Annotated in this window: 19 protein-coding genes; all 19 read right to left on the reverse strand. The window is 43.7% G+C overall.

Annotated features, from left to right (window positions below; genetic code table 11):
- Window positions 1-375: 375 nt before the first annotated feature.
- The 19 genes from lysS to L1611_RS19575 all read right to left on the reverse strand — a co-directional run bounded on the left by lysS (window position 376) and on the right by L1611_RS19575 (window position 18,466).
- The gene (gene lysS / locus L1611_RS19485; protein WP_236315346.1) at window positions 376-1,863 is read right to left on the reverse strand and encodes a lysine--tRNA ligase; all 1,488 of its coding nucleotides are present in this window, start codon (window positions 1,861-1,863) and stop codon (window positions 376-378) included.
- A 21-nt stretch (window positions 1,864-1,884) separates the two neighbouring features.
- Window positions 1,885-2,310: a GreA/GreB family elongation factor gene (locus L1611_RS19490; protein WP_236315347.1), complete on the reverse strand. Its 426-nt coding sequence runs from the start codon at window positions 2,308-2,310 to the stop codon at window positions 1,885-1,887.
- A 77-nt stretch (window positions 2,311-2,387) separates the two neighbouring features.
- The gene (dusB, locus tag L1611_RS19495; protein ID WP_236315348.1) at window positions 2,388-3,380 is read right to left on the reverse strand and encodes a tRNA dihydrouridine synthase DusB; all 993 of its coding nucleotides are present in this window, start codon (window positions 3,378-3,380) and stop codon (window positions 2,388-2,390) included.
- 13 nt (window positions 3,381-3,393) lie between these two features.
- Window positions 3,394-3,615, reverse strand: a complete 222-nt coding sequence (locus tag L1611_RS19500) for a helix-turn-helix domain-containing protein (RefSeq protein WP_225066924.1) — start codon at window positions 3,613-3,615, stop codon at window positions 3,394-3,396.
- Window positions 3,567-4,094 carry a 2-amino-4-hydroxy-6-hydroxymethyldihydropteridine diphosphokinase gene (folK, locus tag L1611_RS19505; protein WP_236315349.1) on the reverse strand — a complete coding sequence of 176 codons (528 nt, stop codon included), beginning with the start codon at window positions 4,092-4,094 and terminating at the stop codon, window positions 3,567-3,569. Before folK ends, L1611_RS19500 begins: the two co-directional genes overlap by 49 nt.
- Complete coding sequence (gene folB / locus L1611_RS19510; protein WP_236315350.1) at window positions 4,091-4,450, reverse strand: dihydroneopterin aldolase; 360 nt, start codon at window positions 4,448-4,450, stop codon at window positions 4,091-4,093. The genes folK and folB overlap by 4 nt, the downstream gene beginning before the upstream one ends.
- A complete protein-coding gene (folP, locus tag L1611_RS19515) occupies window positions 4,443-5,291 on the reverse strand; it encodes a dihydropteroate synthase (RefSeq protein ID WP_236315396.1) in 849 nt (282 codons plus the stop codon). The genes folB and folP overlap by 8 nt, the downstream gene beginning before the upstream one ends.
- A 387-nt stretch (window positions 5,292-5,678) precedes the next feature.
- On the reverse strand, window positions 5,679-6,518 hold the full coding sequence (gene pabC / locus L1611_RS19520; RefSeq protein WP_236315351.1) for an aminodeoxychorismate lyase: 840 nt from the start codon (window positions 6,516-6,518) through the stop codon (window positions 5,679-5,681).
- Window positions 6,503-7,096 carry an aminodeoxychorismate/anthranilate synthase component II gene (gene pabA, locus L1611_RS19525; protein WP_236315352.1) on the reverse strand — a complete coding sequence of 198 codons (594 nt, stop codon included), beginning with the start codon at window positions 7,094-7,096 and terminating at the stop codon, window positions 6,503-6,505. The genes pabC and pabA overlap by 16 nt, the downstream gene beginning before the upstream one ends.
- Window positions 7,097-7,100: 4 nt before the next feature.
- The gene (gene pabB, locus L1611_RS19530) at window positions 7,101-8,534 is read right to left on the reverse strand and encodes an aminodeoxychorismate synthase, component I (RefSeq protein WP_236315353.1); all 1,434 of its coding nucleotides are present in this window, start codon (window positions 8,532-8,534) and stop codon (window positions 7,101-7,103) included.
- Between the two features lie 194 nt (window positions 8,535-8,728).
- Entirely contained in the window at window positions 8,729-9,655 is a 927-nt protein-coding gene (gene cysK / locus L1611_RS19535; RefSeq protein WP_236315354.1) for a cysteine synthase A, read from the reverse strand.
- 98 nt (window positions 9,656-9,753) lie between these two features.
- Complete coding sequence (locus L1611_RS19540; protein ID WP_236315355.1) at window positions 9,754-10,671, reverse strand: peptidyl-prolyl cis-trans isomerase; 918 nt, start codon at window positions 10,669-10,671, stop codon at window positions 9,754-9,756.
- Window positions 10,668-11,564 (reverse strand): Hsp33 family molecular chaperone HslO, encoded by an 897-nt coding sequence (hslO, locus tag L1611_RS19545; RefSeq protein WP_236315356.1) that lies wholly within the window; start codon window positions 11,562-11,564, stop codon window positions 10,668-10,670. Before hslO ends, L1611_RS19540 begins: the two co-directional genes overlap by 4 nt.
- 15 nt (window positions 11,565-11,579) lie before the next feature.
- Window positions 11,580-12,353 (reverse strand): type III pantothenate kinase, encoded by a 774-nt coding sequence (locus tag L1611_RS19550; RefSeq protein WP_236315357.1) that lies wholly within the window; start codon window positions 12,351-12,353, stop codon window positions 11,580-11,582.
- Window positions 12,354-12,677: 324 nt separating this feature from the next.
- Complete coding sequence (gene ftsH, locus L1611_RS19555) at window positions 12,678-14,621, reverse strand: ATP-dependent zinc metalloprotease FtsH (RefSeq protein WP_236315358.1); 1,944 nt, start codon at window positions 14,619-14,621, stop codon at window positions 12,678-12,680.
- A gap of 68 nt (window positions 14,622-14,689) precedes the next feature.
- A complete protein-coding gene (hpt, locus tag L1611_RS19560; protein WP_225066935.1) occupies window positions 14,690-15,232 on the reverse strand; it encodes a hypoxanthine phosphoribosyltransferase in 543 nt (180 codons plus the stop codon).
- Window positions 15,233-15,247: 15 nt separating this feature from the next.
- Window positions 15,248-16,648, reverse strand: a complete 1,401-nt coding sequence (gene tilS / locus L1611_RS19565; protein WP_236315359.1) for a tRNA lysidine(34) synthetase TilS — start codon at window positions 16,646-16,648, stop codon at window positions 15,248-15,250.
- 113 nt (window positions 16,649-16,761) lie between these two features.
- Complete coding sequence (locus L1611_RS19570; RefSeq protein ID WP_322972587.1) at window positions 16,762-17,754, reverse strand: protein kinase domain-containing protein; 993 nt, start codon at window positions 17,752-17,754, stop codon at window positions 16,762-16,764.
- Complete coding sequence (locus tag L1611_RS19575) at window positions 17,726-18,466, reverse strand: VWA domain-containing protein (RefSeq protein WP_236315360.1); 741 nt, start codon at window positions 18,464-18,466, stop codon at window positions 17,726-17,728. The genes L1611_RS19570 and L1611_RS19575 overlap by 29 nt, the downstream gene beginning before the upstream one ends.
- Window positions 18,467-18,540 lie beyond the last annotated feature (74 nt).

Below are 18,540 nucleotides of genomic sequence, written 5' to 3' on the forward strand. Positions count from 1 at the left end.
TTGTTTGATTGCTCATTAAATGTAAATCGAAATTGATTTTGGGTTCTTTTTAAAAAAGACCCGTTTCACGCTTGGCTTTTGTTCAGTTTTCAAAGAGCTAATGGTTTGTTTTTATCCAACCATTTTTGTTTTTGTCGCTTATTGGCGACTTTATTAATGTACCACACCACTTTGCCGATGTCAACAAAGAGTTTTATCGTGTGTTGTCGCGAAAACAGTTTTTCCAACGACGAAAAATAATATACCATCTTTTTGAGTTTCATTCAATACATTTTTCAAAAATAACTTTATCGATTCATTTCAGAGCAATTGAAGAACAAAAATAAAAACAGGGTCCGATCCAATCGTAAAGATCAGCCCTGTCTAAAAAGCATTCTATTTATTTCTCATTTGAGGGAAAAGCAGAACATCCCTGATCGATGGCGAATTCGTCAACAACATCACGAGTCGATCGATCCCGATTCCAAGTCCGCCCGTCGGAGGAAGTCCATATTCTAGCGCCTCGATGAAATCCTCGTCCATCATATGTGCTTCATCGTTTCCTTCTTCACGTTCTTTCAATTGACCTTCAAACCGCTCCCGTTGATCGATCGGATCATTGAGTTCGGTAAAGGCATTAGCATGTTCACGCCCGACGATGAAGAGTTCGAAACGATCCGTAAATCGTGGGTCGTCAGCATTTTTCTTCGCCAACGGAGAAATCGCAACGGGATGACCATAAACGAAGGTAGGCTGGATAAGCTTCTCTTCAACGAAGTGTTCGAAGAATTCATTGACGACATGACCGACTGACATCGTTTCCTGAATCGGAACTTTATGTTCTTTAGCAAGGGCACGTGCTTCTTCGTCACTCATTTCCTTCCAGAAATCAACACCTGTGTGTTCTTTGACTGCGTCAACCATATGAAGACGTGTCCATTCTGGTTTGAGATCTACTTCATCGTCCCCGTAGGTGATCGTCGTTGTGCCGAGAACTTCTTGTGCAACATGGGCGATAAGATTCTCTGTCAACGTCATGATATCGTTATAATCCGCGTAAGCCTCATAAAGCTCCATCATCGTAAATTCCGGGTTATGGCGAGTGGATACACCTTCATTCCGGAATACACGACCGATTTCATATACTTTTTCCATTCCGCCGACAATTAATCGCTTTAAATGAAGTTCGATGGCAATACGCATATAAAGCTCCATATCAAGGGAGTTGTGGTGGGTGATGAATGGACGTGCCGATGCCCCACCAGGGATCGAGTGCATTGTCGGTGTTTCCACCTCCAGGTAGCCATTGTCATCAAGGTACCTTCTCATTGATTGAAGGATTTTGCTGCGAGTGATGAACGTATCCTTAACTTCTGGGTTCATGATCAGGTCGACATAACGCTGACGATAGCGCTGCTCGATATCTTTTAAACCATGGTGCTTGTCTGGCAGTGGACGGAGGGCTTTCGACAACAAGAAAAAGTCTGTCACTTTTACAGAAAGTTCCCCTACCTTCGTTTTGAACGCTACTCCTTTGACTCCAACAATATCACCGATGTCAATCGAGTTGAACAAGTCGTATTGTTCTTCTCCCACTGCGTCTTTCCGTACATAAAGTTGAATTTGCCCGGTCAAATCCTGGATATGGGCAAAGCCGGCTTTTCCTTTTCCGCGCTTTGTCATAATGCGACCTGCAAGGGTTACTTCGTGGTTTTGTTCTGTCAGGTCTTCCTTAGAAACCTCTCCGAAACTTTTTACCATCGATTCTGCAGTATGTGTACGATCGAACCGTTGTCCGAATGGATCAATCCCAAGGTTTCGTAATGTGTTCAATTTCTCTCGCCGAACGAGCAGCTGGTCATTTAATTCGACGTCTTGACTCATCTCTATCACTCCTAAAATTACCTATTTCACATCTAGAATGTTATAACGAATCGTATCCCCATATAGCGTTATACGAACATCATCGCCTTTTTTCCTTAAAAGAAGCTCTCTTCCCAGGATTGATTCGACGGAAATGTATTTTCGTAACGGTGAAGCTTCAACGGGGTGTACGAGTTTATATGTTTCAATTTCATCTAAAAAAGGATCGAAAAGCGTCACCATTGATCCGAGGGTGACCGTTTCGCTCATTTTGTTTTCCGGGATGGGTTCAGCAGAATATAAAAGTTGTTCCAGGTCGGTGATCCGTTGTTTGTAAAATCGCTCTTCCTCTTCATTCATTGAAGAAGCATTTCCGAAAGGGGTCTTCCTGCCTTCATAAACATCGATCAATTCCGTTGCTAACATCTTGATGCCTTCACTCGTGAGTCTGGTTCGTTCTTTACTCATACTCATCCTCCTAATCAATAGGTATTCATGTGCAGACACCAAGAGGTATGTAAACAGTATTCTCTAAGAGAACACTGTTATCCTACTTTAACTTGTTTAGCTTCTACTTCTTCTACATAATCCATAAGGACTTGTTCCATAAGATCACGGGATTCGAGTTCCATAATTTGGTTTCGGACTTTTGCGTTTTTCGGCAGTCCTTTTAAATACCACGCTGCATGTTTACGCATTTCTTTGATTGCGACGTCCTCACCTTTCAGGGAAATCAAGCGATCAAGGTGCAGCATACACACCTTCATTTTTTCACGTGGTGTCGGATCGCCATGCAGCTCTCCTGTTTCAAGGTACTGGACCGTACGATAAAGCATCCAAGGATTTCCAAGTGCGCCGCGTCCGATCATGACCGCATCACAACCAGTCGTTTCAAGCATACGTTTTGCATCCTGTGGTGTGGTTACATCGCCATTTCCGATGACCGGAACGGAGACAGACTCCTTCACATCACGGATGATATCCCAATTGGCTTTACCTTCATACATTTGTACCCTTGTACGGCCGTGCAGTGCAACGGCTTTACCGCCTGCTTCCTCGATCGCCTGCGCATTCTCGACAGCGAGGATATGATCCTCATCCCAACCCATACGCATTTTCACTGTAACAGGTTTTTTCACCTCAGGTACGACGGCCGAGACCATGTCGTAGATTTTTTGTGGATCCAACAACCATTTCGCTCCCGCATCACACTTAGTGATTTTAGGAACTGGACAACCCATGTTGATGTCAATGATATCTGCATTCGTATAATCATCAACATATTTGGCGGCTTCTACAAGGGATTCTTTCTCACCACCGAAGATTTGTAGACTGAGCGGCTTTTCCCGGTCATCTACATAGAGCATCCTCATCGTTTTATCATTTTTATGCAAAATTCCTTTGTCACTGACCATTTCTGCACAAACAAGGCCTGCACCAAATTCTTTTGCTATCAGACGAAAGGCTGGGTTACAGACACCTGCCATCGGGGCAAGCACGACACGATTATTCAGTTTGATGTCACCGATCTGAAACATCTTCTTCACCTCTTTACTTTAAATGTTGTACTTTCTCAGGAGAAAGTTCTTCTACTGATATATCAAGAGTCTCTGCGACTTTGTGGATTTGAGCTTGATCCGGTTTTCGGTTTCCACGTTCTATTTCACCGAGAATCGAAACGGATATGTTCATTTTTCCGGCGAGTCCTTCTTGTGTGTAGCCTTTCAATTTTCGAAAAGCCCGGATCCGCCTCCCCCATTGTTCCGCTTCCATACGTTTACTCCTTTTTTGTCAATTCGCTCTTCGATGATCGTCGAAAAGTTTTTATCCGTATGTGGAAAATGCAAATCTGGTTGCAGCTCATAAAGCGGAATCATCACAAATCCCCTATCGAGCATTCTTGGGTGTGGAATTTTTAGTTCTTCTGTTTGTATATTCTCTTGATTATACAATAAAATGTCAAGGTCTATTGTACGTGGACCCCAGTGTATCTCACGTGTACGCTTTAAAGCGTGTTCAATCGATTGGAGCTTGTCGAGTAATTCATTTGGTGACAGCACTGTCTGAACCTTTGCGACCATGTTCAAAAAGGCTTCCTGATCTTTATATCCTACTGGTTCTGTCTCATAAATGGAGGATATCTTTTCGACATGCGTTCCTTCAAGTCGGTCGATCTCTTTCAGGGCGCTATCCAAAAAGCTTTGACGATCCCCGATATTGGAGCCTAAGGCAACGTAAACATCATTCATCATCTGGACCTCTTGATTTCGATCGCAACAGAATCATAGTGACCCGGAATCGGCGGGTCCGGCTTAATGACTTTGACTGTGCACGTTAAAACCATCTCAAATTTTTCAAGGACCGCCTGTGCAATCTCTTCTGTCAGCTTTTCAACCAATTTCCTTGGTTCTCCTTCTACCAGTTCTTTTGTCAGTTCATATGCTTGTCCGTAATCGACGGTACTCTCGATGTCATCTGATTTTGCTGATTCTGTGAGGTCGCATTCAAGCACAAGATCGACATTGAAGCGTTGTCCAAGCTTTTGTTCTTCAGGATATACACCGTGATAACCGTAAAATTTCATGTTATTGATATAGATCTTATCCATTTTGAACCGCTCCCTTCTTCATTAACATCGCATCCATCATCATTGCCATTCGCTTATTTTCCAGCACATCATGCACACGTACAAGTTGGCAGCCTTTCTGAATACCAAGGCAAGTCGTGGCCCCGGTTCCTTCCATCCGTTCATTCGTTTCTGTCTGAAGAACGCGTCCAATGAATGATTTACGGGAGGTTCCTAGTATCACCGGGTAACCGAGTGTCGTTAACACCTCTAGATTCGACATGACATCGAGATTGTCCTCATAAGTTTTTGCAAAGCCTATGCCTGGGTCCAAGATGATGTTTTCATCTTTCACACCTGCCTCTTTCACAAGGTCAATACTCTCTCTCAAATCCCTGGCGATATCCGCCATCAAGTGCTCGTAATTCTTGTCCTCCCTGTTATGCATCAGAATGATCGGCACTTGATAGTCTGCTGCGACTTGCGCCATTTTCGAGTCTGCTTTTGCTCCCCATACATCATTGATGATATCCGCACCTGCTTCGATCGCTTGCTTTGCTACTTCCGCTTTATACGTATCAATGGAAATAGGCACATCAACCGCTTCTCTTACCGCCTTTATGATCGGAACCACTCGTTCCAATTCCTGTTCAACAGTCACTATGTCAGCTCCAGGGCGTGTAGATTCCCCTCCAATATCAATGATGTCAGTTCCAGCATCGACCATCGCTTTGGCGTGGTCTACTGCGCGATCGAGTGAATCATAGTTCCCTCCATCTGAAAAAGAATCCGGTGTAACGTTCAATATCCCCATGATCCTTGTCCGATCATTGAGGTCGACAGTTGTATCGCGGAATTGGATCATCCATGACTGATGTTTCATATCCTCTGACTTCAAGAGTTGATCGATCTCAGAACCTAACTGGACGATATCCTGCAAGTCACTATCAAGCAATTGCTTCACAGCACTCTCAATTCCATAAGGGTTGCCAAGGATAAGCGCATGGGTCTGTTCCACCTCGAGCTGTTCAGCGTCTTCATGGATGATACAATCCTGCCCATGCGATAACATCGTCTGCTTCATCTGCCAGGCCGTTTTCAAAGGCAGCTCTTCGACACGGATGACCGTTTTGCTTTCGATCAACCGTTTCCGTCGTACGCTTTCGATTTTCGCCCCAACAGACATCAGTTCGTTCATCGCCTCTGTTTCATTTTTCGGATATATGAAAATCGGGTTATGTTTCATTGATAAAAATCCTTTCTAGTGTGTTCATAACTTGTTACGATCCGCTTTGTAACGTTCGAACAATTCGTTCGTGGTCCTTCCGCTCTTCCCTCGATAAGATTTACCATCAATCTTACTGATGGCTATGACCTCTTGGACTGAATTCGTCATGAAGCATTCATCAGCCTCGAGTAAATGGTCAATTGTGAATTCGCCGGTTTGCACGCGGATCCCCAGCTTTTTGCAAATTGCAAGGACATATTGTCTTGTGATCCCGTTTAAAATGCCAGTATCCACTGAAGGTGTATAGAGAGTCTCATCCTTCTGCCAAAATAAGTTCGAGGTCACCCCTTCAGCAACATACCCTTCTTTCGTAAGGAAAATCCCTTCAATTCCATGGTTGTTCAATTCCTGTTTGCCAAGAAGGTTATTTAAAAAGTGATGGGATTTCCAGCGTATTGGACCTTCAGGTGTATTACGCGAAATCCTTAACACTTTCGCTTCTTTATCCTGTAACGTTTCAGGTGCATTAGACAACGCTCCGCCATATACCATGATCGTCGGTTCGACGAACTCGAGCGTCCCTAATGCCGGGGCACCTGGGCCAGCTGATATGTTAAGGCGGATTGACGCATTTGTCCATCCATTCAATTGGAGAAGCTTACTGAGGATGTTTTCCACTTCTGTTTTCCCGACTGTCTTCCGTATAGCAATATTACGTAATGCATTGTTCATTCTCTCCAAATGCTCTTCTAACAAAAAAGGACGTCCATTATAAATTCGAAAGGTTTCAAATACACCAATTCCATATAAGTACCCGTAATCGAAAGGTGAAATCACAGCATCTCTATCTCTTACATATTCCCCATTCAAGTAGATGTACATGCCATTTCACGTCCATAGCTATTCATAAAATTTCGCAAAAGCTGCTTCCCATCAGCCGTCATAATCGATTCAGGATGGAATTGAACCCCTTCGATCGGCAATGATTTATGGCGTATGCCCATTATTTCACCTTCCGCTGTTTCTGCCGTGATTTCGAGACAGTCGGGCAGCGTCTCGCGTTCAACGATCAAGGAATGATATCGGGTCGCGATAATTTCCTCACATAATCCTTCATAAAGGGTTTTGCCATCATGCCGGATCGGTGAGGTCTTGCCATGCATCAAGCGTTCAGCGCGGACGACGTTGCCTCCAAATACTTGCGCAATCGACTGATGCCCAAGGCAAACACCGAGGATCGGAATTTTACCGGCAAAATGTTCGATTGCTGCCAGGCTGATTCCTGCTTCATTTGGACTGCACGGGCCAGGGGATATCATCAAGTAACTCGGAACCAGGTCTTCAATTTCTTGTATCGTTATTTCATCATTACGCCTGACGATCAGTTCTTTCCCAAGTTCGCCTAAATATTGGACGAGATTATAGGTAAACGAGTCGTAATTATCAATCATGACTATCATGGGTTTACACCTTCTTCATTCTTTCTCGTTCGCTAAGTTCTTTTGCATGCCATAATGCTTTTGCTTTTTTCAGACTTTCCTTGAATTCCGCTTTCGGTTCAGAGTCGATGACAATTCCAGCACCAGCCTGGACATGAGCAATGCCATCCTTACAAATCATCGTACGGATCGCAATATTAAGCTCTGTATCTCCATCAAACCCGATCCATCCGATTGAGCCGGTATATACACCTCTTCTGACAGGTTCAAGCTCTTCAATGATTTCCATCGTCCGCACTTTCGGAGCCCCTGTGATCGTACCTCCTGGAAATGCCGCACGGATCAAGTCGACGGTATTCCGGTCAGGACGGATTTCTCCTTTTACATTCGAAACGATATGCATGACGTGGGAATACTTTTCAATCACCATGAATTCATCCACTTCGACTGTTCCATATCGGCATACCCGCCCCAAATCATTCCGTTCCAGATCTACGAGCATCACATGTTCTGCCCGCTCCTTTTCGTTCTCGATCAATGTCTTTGCAAGTGCCGCATCTTCTGCAGGATCTTTCCCTCTCGATCTCGTCCCGGCAATCGGTCTCGTACTGACACGGTCATTTTTCTTTTTGACAAGCAGTTCGGGTGATCCATTGACGAGCTGAAACCCCGGTGTATGGAAAAATCCCATATATGGCGATGGGTTAAAATCTCGTAAGTGCTTATAAATGTCGATTGGAGCAGATTGCAAAGGCTTCGATTGTCGAACCGATAAGTTCACCTGGAATACATCACCGCTGCGGATGTATTCCTGAATCTGACGCACAGCCGACTTGAACTGCTCTTCATCCATTGAATACCGTAATTCCTCAGATTCTAGCTTTTGGAAAGCCCCAGCAGCGGAATCCACCTGTTCACTCTCTACGATCCACCGTTTCTTCATCCCCTCAAGTTTAGTGAGACCAGCCTTGCGTTCCTCTTCAGGGACGTGTGTCACAAACGTAAGCTTGTTCAGCTTTTTATCGATTACAAGGAAGTCTTCAAAAATCATGAAATAGACATCGGGCATCTGTAAATCGTCAATCGTCCCGTTTGGCAGCTTTTCAATCTGGCGTGCGACGTCATAGCTGACATAGCCGATCGCTCCACCTTTAAAATCAGGCAGGTCTGTTTCTTCAGATCCGTTGACAACCTGGTATGTCTGCAAAAACTCGTGGACGAGGTTGAGCAAATCTCCCTCTTTAGTTTCTGTTCCGAGTTTTGATCGGATCACCAGTTCATGTCCTTTACCAGTCAACACTGCTGAAGGAGTAATACCGATTATATGGTATCTTCCACCTCGGCCGCTTTCCAAAAGGACATGGTGACATTCATTCGAACTTATATTTTTATATCGATCAAACCAATCTCTTGGATAATCGTTAATAGTCTTCGTAAACCGCACTCTTTTCTGTTGCATGGAAGTCCTCTCCTACCTTCAATTTCCTCTTTCATTGTACATGAACGAAGGTAGTATGACACGCAAAAACAGTCTCCAGTTCTTTACAATCCGCGGGGGATCCGGAGGACTTTTTGGGGGCCTTTAGCCTGACATCCAAAAACGCCTGAAAACGAAAAAAAGGCCGACAACTCGTCAGCCTTCAGTCCTGATCTCTATTCTTCTTCAAATTGGTAAAGCGGTGTGCTGAGGTAGCGTTCTCCATTACTCGGGATGATCGCAAGCACCTTTTTACCTTTTCCAAGTTCTTTCGCGACTTTTAATGCAGCTGCAATAGCTGCCCCAGAAGAAATCCCTCCTAGCAGACCTTCTTCTCTCGCTGCTTTCCGCGCAAACTCAAACGATTCCTCTGTTGAAATCGTCAATACTTCATCATAAAGGGAGGTATCCAAGATGGATGGCACAAACCCTGCACCGATTCCTTGAATTTTATGAGGTCCTGGTTTACCGCCTGATAGTACAGGTGAGTCCTTCGGTTCTACTGCATAAAGTTTGATTGATGGATATTTCTCTTTTAGGACTTGACCAGCGCCTGTGATCGTTCCTCCTGTTCCGATCCCGGAAACAAACGCATCTAACTGATCACCCATTTGTTCAACAATTTCTTTTCCAGTAGTATTTTTATGAACTTCTGGATTCGCTTTGTTCATAAATTGCTGTGGCATGAAATAGCCATGTTCTTTTGAAAGCTCTTCCGCTTTAGCGATTGCGCCCTTCATCCCTTCAGCTCCAGGTGTCAGGACGAGCTCTGCTCCATAAGCGCGAAGGAGATTTCGACGTTCCATGCTCATTGTGTCCGGCATGACAAGTATAGTGGGATATCCTTTAGCTGCCCCGACCATCGCAAGTCCGATTCCGGTATTTCCACTAGTTGGCTCGATGATCGTATCTCCAGCTTTCAGTGCACCGTCTTTCTCAGCCGCTTCAATCATCGCTTTTGCAATCCGATCTTTCACACTGCTTCCAGGATTCATGAATTCTAATTTTAAGTAAACGTCTGCATCATTCTCCCCTGTCAACCGGTTCAGTTTGACAATCGGTGTTTCTCCAATTAAATCAACAATGGAATTTCCTACTCTCATCCCTTTCACTCCTTTAAATCCTTTAATTCCTAGTATTTTCATAGGAATAACACTAAATCTATAATACCATTATCAGAATTTTAATTCAATTAATGAGATTAATCGTACTCCCATTTGACGCCCAGTTCCTTCCATAGCTGCTCTGGTTCGAAAGTCGTGTCCATTTGTTGGATGGCTAATTGTCTTCTAATCTGGCTTTTCACTTCATCAAATTCGTATTTGTTTCCAGGTTTCATATCATGCAGCAGCACGATTCCGTATCCATCCTCTGTTTGAATGGGGCCGCTCCATTTCCCTTTTTCGAGTTCCGTAATAACATCAAAATAGGCTGGTTCAACATAATTACTGGAAGTATCGACCCATCCCATCGCCCCTCCACTAGGACCTGAAAACTCATCGATCGACCTCTCTCTTGCAAGTGTTGAAAAAGAAGAACCATTTTCAAGCTCCTCTAGTACTTGTTTCGCCTCCTCTTCTGTCTTCACAATGATCTGAGAGATTTGATACAGCGGTTTAAGGTCGTAAAGATGTTGATTCTCTTGATAATATTTACGCAGATCATCCTCTTTAATGATGACATCTTTCGTGATCAATTCTTCCAAAAGGATGGCATGCTCGATTTCTTCCTTCAACTGTTTACCGTCCATTGCCTGGATGTCGGGGTGTTCATGGGCATCCGCTCCAGCCCCGACCATCCTTTGATACAGTTCGATTTCACGAGTCAGCTCCTCATCCGATACAGTAATACCATGTTTATCGGCAAGCTGCTCTACAACCTTTTTGTCGATCATTTGCTTCAATACATCTTTGCCATACCTTTTCTTCAGCATGTCGATCCACTCATTTTCAGAAATGGATTCATCCCCGATTTGAGCTACACTGCCTGAAAGATCCATAAGGAGGTTTCCCCCTTTACCACCTGAAGCATCACTACTGATTTTGGCAAAAAAAATGATCGATCCGATGTTCGTGATTAGAAGTAAAACAATCACACCGATTAAAATTTTTCGGTTCATCCATTCTTCACCCTACGAGCTTCCTCAAGAAGCGCTTCTAAATCCTCTTTCGTATAATGATACGTTTCATTGCAGAAATGACAATTGGCATCTGCTTTACCATCCTCGATGATCATATCTTGAATTTCCTCTTCACCAAGACTGACGATAGCATCTGCAAAACGCTCCCTCGAACAGCTGCAAGAAAATGAAACAGGTGATTTAGATAAGATTTGAACATTTTCTTCACCTAGCACGTTATATAACAATTGTTCAGGTGGATCACCTGCATCGATCATCTTCGAAACAGGATCGGTATTCTCCAATCTTTTTTCGATGAACGTGATCATTTCTTCCTGTGCACCAGGCATCACTTGGATGACGAACCCTCCAGAAGCGAGAATCGAATTATCAGGATTCACAAGGACACCAACGGCCACAGCAGAAGGAATTTGTTCAGAAGATACAAAATAGTACGTGAAATCTTCCCCCAATTCCCCTGATACTAAGGGGACTTGGCCGGTAAAGTTTTCCCGCATCCCTAGATCTTTAACGACGGATAGGTGTCCGTTTTTCCCGACGGCACGCGCTACATCCAGCTTTCCATGCTTGTTCAAGTCAAAATGGACGTTCGGATTTGAAACATAACCTCTTGTTTCCCCTTTGGCGTTCGAGTCCACAATTAGGGCTCCGATTGGTCCACCCCCTTCAATCTTTACGGTCAACTTGTTGCTGTCGCTTTTCAACATCGAAGCCATCATGGTAGAAGCGCTCATTGCACGCCCAAGTGCTGCAGAAGCTGTCGGCAAAGTTTTTTGGCGCCGTTGTGCTTCACTGACCATTTCTGTTGTATCCACTGCATATGCCCGGATATTCCCATCAAAGGCTAATGCTTTTACTAAGTAGTCGGACATGTAGAATCTCCTTCCTTAATGAAGTTCTGTATTCTTGTGATAAATCAATTGCAATCCTTTCAATGTAAGGAAAGGATCGACCAGATCGATGACGGAAGATTCCTCGCCGATCAGCCCGGCCAGGCCGCCTGTCGCTATAACCAATGGTTCCTCTTCAGCTTGCATTTTCATTCGATTGACAATGCCTTCTACTTGCCCGACATATCCATAAAAAATACCGGCTTGCATGGCACTTACTGTATTTTTCCCTATAATGTGGTCTGATTTCATGATCTCGATCCGAGGCAGCTTGGCTGCATGGGTATAAAGGGCTTCAGTAGAGATACTGATCCCTGGTGAAATCGCACCGCCTAAATAGTTTTTGTTTTTATCGATATAGCAATACGTGGTCGCGGTACCAAAATCGACAATGATCAGCGGTGTATCGTATTCATGTAATGCTGCAACAGCATTGACGATACGATCGGCACCAACTTCCCTCGGATTTTCAGTCTTTATGTTCAATCCGGTCTTGATTCCCGGTCCTATGATGAGCGGCTTTAGATTAAAGTACTTCTCACACATTTTTTCAAGTGGAAACATCAGTGGAGGTACAACTGATGAAAGGATGATCCCATCAATGTCATTAAAATCAAGCTCAACATGTGTCAATAAACTTGATATGAACATTCCATATTCATCTTCAGATTTTTTTCGGCTCGTACCAACACGCCAATGATATTTGAGGTCATCCCCTTCATAAATTCCAAGCACGATATTTGTATTCCCTACATCCATTACTAAAATCATGTCATTCCCCACTATCTATACAAATTCTATCTTTAGTTATAACACAATCACCCCATGAAAACACGCCAAAAAAGCCTGAGTGGAAATGCTTTCCCACCCAGGCTCATATCCTATTACTTTACTATGATTTTTTCGAAATTGACTCCTTATCCGAAAAGCGGAAGCGACCCGCTTAGTCACGCAGGCCACTGGAAGACGACGAGGAGGCCGTTGCCGCCGCAGGAGGTCTGAAGTGATTCAAGTGGTTAGGCGATAGGAAAGAATGAATGATTTTTTAGCAAAGAAAAAGATGCCCCTCGTTATGGGCATCTTTTCGATGATATATTATTCTTTATTCTCTGAATCAGAATCGTCCTCAGAAGCATTCTCATCCTTCTTTGTGATGTTGACTTTTACATCATCCTCAGAGGACTCGGTCTCCTCCTTCGGATATTCGAATCCCTCAGGCATTTGACCTGTTTTGAAAAGGGATTTGATTTGTTCGCTGTCAAGTGTCTCAACTTTTTTCAACGTCTCAGCAACCAAATTCAATTTATCCTGGTGTTGGACTAGGATTTCCTTACAGTGGTCATACGCTTCCTTGATGATCTTTTGAGTTTCAAGATCGATTTCATGAGCAATTGCATCACTGTAGTTTTGTTCATTTTGGATGTCACGGCCAAGGAATACATTTCCGCCTTGTCCCTGACCGAATTGCATTGGACCAAGCTTTTCACTCATTCCGAACTCAGTAACCATCCGGCGGGCAATGCTTGTCGCTCGCTGGAAGTCATTACTTGCTCCAGTACTTGATTCATTGAACGTGATTTCTTCTGCAACACGTCCCCCAAGCAATCCAGTGATTTTATCCACCAATTCTGGTTTCGTCATGAAATAACGATCTTCCTTCGGCAAGGTTACAGCATATCCGCCAGCCTGACCGCGAGGAACGATTGTGACTTTATGGACAACTTCTGCATTATCAAGCACTAGACCGATAATTGTATGCCCTGCTTCGTGATAAGCAACGATGTTTTTTTCCTTTTGAGAAATGACACGGCTTTTCTTAGCAGGACCAGCAATAACACGATCTGTTGCTTCATCAATATCTTCCATATCGATTTTCTTTTTATTTTGACGGGCAGCGACAAGGGCTGCTTCATTCAACAGGTTCTCAAGATCAGCACCGGAGAATCCTGGAGTTCGCATTGCGATCGTTTTTATGTCGACTGATTCTGCTAAAGGTTTGTTCCGAGCGTGTACTTTAAGTACTTCTTCACGGCCTTTGACATCAGGTCGGCCGACTGGAATTTGACGGTCAAAACGACCTGGTCGCAATAATGCAGGGTCTAGAATATCTGGTCTGTTCGTAGCCGCTACGATGATGATTCCTTCGTTTGCACTGAAACCATCCATTTCAACAAGCAACTGGTTCAAGGTTTGTTCACGCTCATCGTGACCTCCACCTAGTCCTGCACCACGCTGACGACCTACAGCATCAATTTCATCAATGAAAATGATACAAGGTGAGTTTTTCTTAGCGTTTTCAAATAAATCACGGACACGGGAAGCCCCGACACCGACAAACATCTCAACGAAATCAGAACCACTGATTGAGAAGAACGGAACCCCAGCTTCACCAGCTACAGCTTGAGCCAGCAATGTCTTACCTGTTCCTGGAGGTCCTACCAGCAGGACACCCTTAGGAATACGGGCACCGAGTGAAGCGAATTTACGAGGATCTTTCAAGAATTCGACGACCTCGATCAATTCTTGCTTCTCTTCATCTGCGCCGGCTACGTCTTTGAATGTGACTTTTTTCTTTTCTTCACTGTATAGCTTCGCCTTACTTTTACCAAAATTCATGACACGGCTGCCGCCGCCCTGAGCTTGATTAAGAAGGAAGAAGAATAAAATGAATATGATGACAAACGGAATAATGGAAGTAAAGAAGGTTACCCAACCGCTCGTTCCCTCTGCTTCTTTAACATCTATCTCAACATTAGCCTCTTCCAACTGAGTTAGGACATCCCTGCTCATCTCAGGCGGAATGTTCGTTGTAAATGACGTTTGATCGTTATAACCCGTCAGTTTACCTTGAAGGACCAGTACCTGGTTCTTTGGCTGCATTGTAAGAGACTCTACTTCACCTTTTTGTAGAGCTTCAGTGAATTGATCGTATCTTAATTGTTTAACGTCGTTGTTGTTGCCATTGAAAAAACTGACAATCCCGACAACGACAAGGAATATTAGCAAATAAAATATTGTATTTCTGAAGATGCGATTCATCCCTTACCTCCTCTCGCATACGAGCAAATCATAATTTATAGTATCATATGTGTTCACTAATTCACAACTCATTGGCCTTGGTAGATTTCTGGTTTTAATACACCGATGTAGGGCAGGTTCCGATATCGTTCCGCAAAGTCCAATCCATACCCTACTACGAACGCATCCGGTACGACAAATCCGGCGGTATCCGGTTTCAAATCGACTTTCCTTCCAGTCGGTTTATCCAGCAAAGTGACAATCTTGATCGACTTCGCTTTACGGTGCTTGAACAACTCTACTAAATAATTGAGAGTCAACCCGCTGTCTATGATGTCTTCTACGATCAAGATATCCCGGCCTTCAATCGAGGTATTCAAATCCTTGATGATCTTTACCTCACCAGAAGACACGGTAGAATTCCCATAGCTTGATACATCCATGAAATCAAGTTCCACATGGATATCCATACGTTTTACAAGATCAGCCATGAAAGGCAGTGCTCCTTTTAATACACCGATTACGAGTGGAAAACGGTCTCTGTATTCATCTGATAGTTGAGATGCGAGCTCATGCACCTTCGTTTGGATTTCATCTTCTGAAATCAAGATCTCCTGCATATCACTTCTCATAAGTATGTATTCCTCCTAGACCTCATGCCTGGTATTTTGAAAATATAGAGACATCCATTGATCGTCGGTACCATCAGCTGGCCCTATATCTGCATGCTTCACTCCTGGTATCCAGAGAATCTTTCCAGAAGAGTCAGTAACAATAGGCCAACTATCCCTCAGCTGCTTTGGCAATTTCGCATCAATGAACACATCTTTCACCTTCTTAGACCCCTTTATTCCAGCAGGATGGAGCCGGTCCCCTTCTTCTCGAGTTCGTACGAATAGTGGTAATTGAAGTTGAGAAGGTTGGAAGATGAACTGATTTTTACCCTCCCTATAGCCAGCGTTCCGATCTAAGGAACTGAAGATGAGTTTCCCTACAGGCAATTCATACATTCGGCCTAATTCCAATTGATATGAATATGAATGATCATCCTCTGGCTGCTGAAACGTGAATACACATTTGTCATACTCTCGTCTTGAGAACAGACCACCTGGTAAATGTATGGTTCCAGAAGGGTTTTCCGACTTCATCAATCGTATGCAATCCTTGATATGACTAGACGTAATATTGCTCGGATCCGATTGATAAAGATAGTTTAATATTAGATGAATCCCTCTTCTTTGTAAAGGAATTGCCATCTTCAGAAAGCCTGGTACAGACAATGTCAATTCTTTGTCACACTTTTGCAGAATAACGTTTACAAGTCCCTTTTCCGTTTGTTTATGAAGGTAATCCTCGTCCTCTTTCAAACGGTCACTCAGCTGTTGGAATTTTTCGTGTACAGCCGGGTTTTCTTCTTTCAAGAAAGGGAGGACATTTTCTCTGAAACGGTTCCGTTTATATTTGTCACTCATATTACTAGGATCGATCCGATAAGGAATATTTTCGTCTTTACAATAATGTACAAGTTCGTCCTTCGTTATTCCTAGAAATGGACGGATAATTCGACCAGTTGAGAAAAACCTTGCCACTGGAATGCCTGAAAGCCCTCCATGTCCTGCTCCTCTCACCATGTTCATCAACATCGTTTCAATTTGGTCATCCCCATGGTGTGCAAGGGCCAAACACTCAGCATCGTACTGCTGCATGACAGCTGCAAAGAATTCATAACGTACTCTTCGTGCTGCCTGTTGAGGCGACTCTCCAGTTCGCTCTATATATAACGGAAGGTTTTTTTGAATCCGTTCAATAGATATGCCATGTGATATACAGTATTGTTGCACAAAATCAGCATCCTCAGCCGATTCCTTCCCTCGGAACATATGATCCACGTGTGCAACAACGAGTTGCAAATCCATCCGGGTCCGCTTTTTCATGAAATAATCAAGCAAAGCCATCGAATCAGGACCTCCGGAAACGCCGATGACGACCGTAGCACCCTCAGTAAAAAGTTTGTTTTGTCGGACAAATTGATCAACTGCTTCGAACATGGAATGATCCCCTTCAATAGATAGGTGTAATTTAATGCAGCTTGAAAAAAGAAAATCACTGCCATCATAGAAGAAGGAGTTAAGGATGTCAATGTTTCCCTACTAGGGGAACTTTACAAAGTCTGCCCCATCAAGTAAACGACATAAAAGACAAACAGGAATATGAAAATAAGCACGGTTTCCATGAAATGACGGCGTTTTTTGATTTTCTTTTGCTGGGTACGCCCTGCACGTCCAGACTGCGATTGTTGATAGGCTTGTGCGGCTGGTTTTCCTGTGGGCGTATTGGTTGTTTTCGCTGCTGATTTCCCCGAATAAAGCTCCAGTAAATCCTGCCTCATGTCAATCGCATTTTGATATTGCCCATGGAAAACCTTATAGAGGATCGGTCGATATTTTCCTAATATACGATTCCGATCGATTAGTTTTTTTAATTGGGTCCATCCACCCTCTTTTTTATCAAAACGCTTCGGATAAGCATAGTTCATAATGATCATTCCAACTGCAAAAAGGTCGTAAGACGGCTCCGCCCGTCTAGAACCCATCCCCCAAAAACCCCGATCGAAAAACTCTGTATATTCTTTCACCGCCCTTCCTACCATCGTGGTTCCGCCAACATCGAGCCAACGAATTTTCGGAGGAGGACCTGAAATGAGCAAATTATCAGGTTTAAGGTCACCGAATACCCATCCGGCATTATGAAGCTCTGCCAGATCGCCCAAAAGCTGTAAAAGGAGGATGCCGAACCATTCATCTTTACGCTGTCTCATAAACACGAATAATGATTCACCTTGCACATATTCCATTACATAGAAAGGTACCGTCCCTGAAGACGTCACCCAATCATCCATCTCGATAAAAGAAGGTCCAAGTGTCTTCCCCTGGACCTTCGATAAATGTTTGAGCACATTCACTTCAGAGGTAATCGAAAGTGTATCGCGACTTACCTTGACAGCAACCTTACTTTGATCATATTTTGCAAGATAGACCGTTCCTGTCGCCCCCGATCCTAGTTCACGGAGGATTAAATATTGCTTCTGGTTCCATTTTCCAGAAATAATTGATCCGATCGGTACATTAACTTCCTGATTCTTCGACGTATTCATCATAATCACCTAGCAGTTTCCGCTTAGATCGTTTATCTGAAAAGAGCCCAAGAGCTTCTTTCAGTGCAGGCCCTGTTGGTGTGATCCCGCCTGTGGAAATTTTCTTGAAGGTCTTCGCCAATGTATCAAGCTGCGGCGTCCAATCCTGCAGTTTTTCAATGGACTGTTTTTTGCCAGGAAATGCATAAATCGAAAATTGATTGTTACCTGTCCTTGAATTTAAGGAGATAGATAAATCGATCAATGATTCTTGTACGGTCGGGAGTTTATCATCCATGCTTGCGGAAATATCGACCAGGATCAATACTTCAAGATTGACAGTCTCCCCGATTTCATCGACGACCTCCATGACCTGGCCACGTTTTTCAGGAGGCAAATCTTCCATTTGCTGCTCATCACCGAGAATCTGTGTCAGTTCCTTGTTGATCATCCCATGTATGGTTTGTGTCATCGCCTTCTGTGTCACCATTTTGACAGTTTGTGCGAGTTGGGTCGCGTACACGATTTGACTGACCCCTCCACCGCTCATCGCAATATCTTCAACTTCTTTCAAACCATGTTCGCCATAGGCCTCATTTTGAGATAGAATCCCGATAACATTGATTGCAATCCCTTTTTCTCTTGCCAGAGCGGCAATGGCGACTGGATCTTCACCGTGATTCGAACACCCGTCTGTTATTAATAGAATTTGCCGTAATGTACCCTTATTCATGCCAAAAATCCCCTCTCGAATTTTGTTATTACCATGATAGTCAAGGTAGAGGGGATTTATACTAGATTTGATAG

It is taken from the genome of Pseudalkalibacillus salsuginis, from assembly GCF_021646685.1.
GTDB classification, from domain to species: domain Bacteria; phylum Bacillota; class Bacilli; order Bacillales; family Fictibacillaceae; genus Pseudalkalibacillus; species Pseudalkalibacillus salsuginis.

Bases quoted from the DNA above. Each gene is read 5' to 3' on its own strand.
- cysK (WP_236315354.1), bottom strand. From the start codon at position 9,655: ATGAGAGTAGGAAATTCCATTGTTGATTTAATTGGAGAAACACCGATT.
- pabB (WP_236315353.1), bottom strand. From the start codon at position 8,534: ATGCAACAGAAAAGAGTGCGGTTTACGAAGACTATTAACGATTATCCA.
- lysS (WP_236315346.1), bottom strand. From the start codon at position 1,863: ATGAGTCAAGACGTCGAATTAAATGACCAGCTGCTCGTTCGGCGAGAG.
- ftsH (WP_236315358.1), bottom strand. From the start codon at position 14,621: ATGAATCGCATCTTCAGAAATACAATATTTTATTTGCTAATATTCCTT.
- L1611_RS19540 (WP_236315355.1), bottom strand. From the start codon at position 10,671: ATGAACCGAAAAATTTTAATCGGTGTGATTGTTTTACTTCTAATCACG.
- folP (WP_236315396.1), bottom strand. From the start codon at position 5,291: ATGAAACATCAGTCATGGATGATCCAATTCCGCGATACAACTGTCGAC.
- folK (WP_236315349.1), bottom strand. From the start codon at position 4,094: ATGATGAATGATGTTTACGTTGCCTTAGGCTCCAATATCGGGGATCGT.
- pabA (WP_236315352.1), bottom strand. From the start codon at position 7,096: ATGATAGTCATGATTGATAATTACGACTCGTTTACCTATAATCTCGTC.
- hpt (WP_225066935.1), bottom strand. From the start codon at position 15,232: ATGAGAAGTGATATGCAGGAGATCTTGATTTCAGAAGATGAAATCCAA.
- dusB (WP_236315348.1), bottom strand. From the start codon at position 3,380: ATGTTTCAGATCGGTGACATCAAACTGAATAATCGTGTCGTGCTTGCC.
- pabC (WP_236315351.1), bottom strand. From the start codon at position 6,518: ATGTACATCTACTTGAATGGGGAATATGTAAGAGATAGAGATGCTGTG.
- L1611_RS19575 (WP_236315360.1), bottom strand. From the start codon at position 18,466: ATGAATAAGGGTACATTACGGCAAATTCTATTAATAACAGACGGGTGT.
- L1611_RS19490 (WP_236315347.1), bottom strand. From the start codon at position 2,310: ATGAGTAAAGAACGAACCAGACTCACGAGTGAAGGCATCAAGATGTTA.
- L1611_RS19570 (WP_322972587.1), bottom strand. From the start codon at position 17,754: ATGAATACGTCGAAGAATCAGGAAGTTAATGTACCGATCGGATCAATT.
- L1611_RS19500 (WP_225066924.1), bottom strand. From the start codon at position 3,615: ATGGAAGCGGAACAATGGGGGAGGCGGATCCGGGCTTTTCGAAAATTG.
- hslO (WP_236315356.1), bottom strand. From the start codon at position 11,564: ATGTCCGACTACTTAGTAAAAGCATTAGCCTTTGATGGGAATATCCGG.
- tilS (WP_236315359.1), bottom strand. From the start codon at position 16,648: ATGTTCGAAGCAGTTGATCAATTTGTCCGACAAAACAAACTTTTTACT.
- L1611_RS19550 (WP_236315357.1), bottom strand. From the start codon at position 12,353: ATGATTTTAGTAATGGATGTAGGGAATACAAATATCGTGCTTGGAATT.
- folB (WP_236315350.1), bottom strand. From the start codon at position 4,450: ATGGATAAGATCTATATCAATAACATGAAATTTTACGGTTATCACGGT.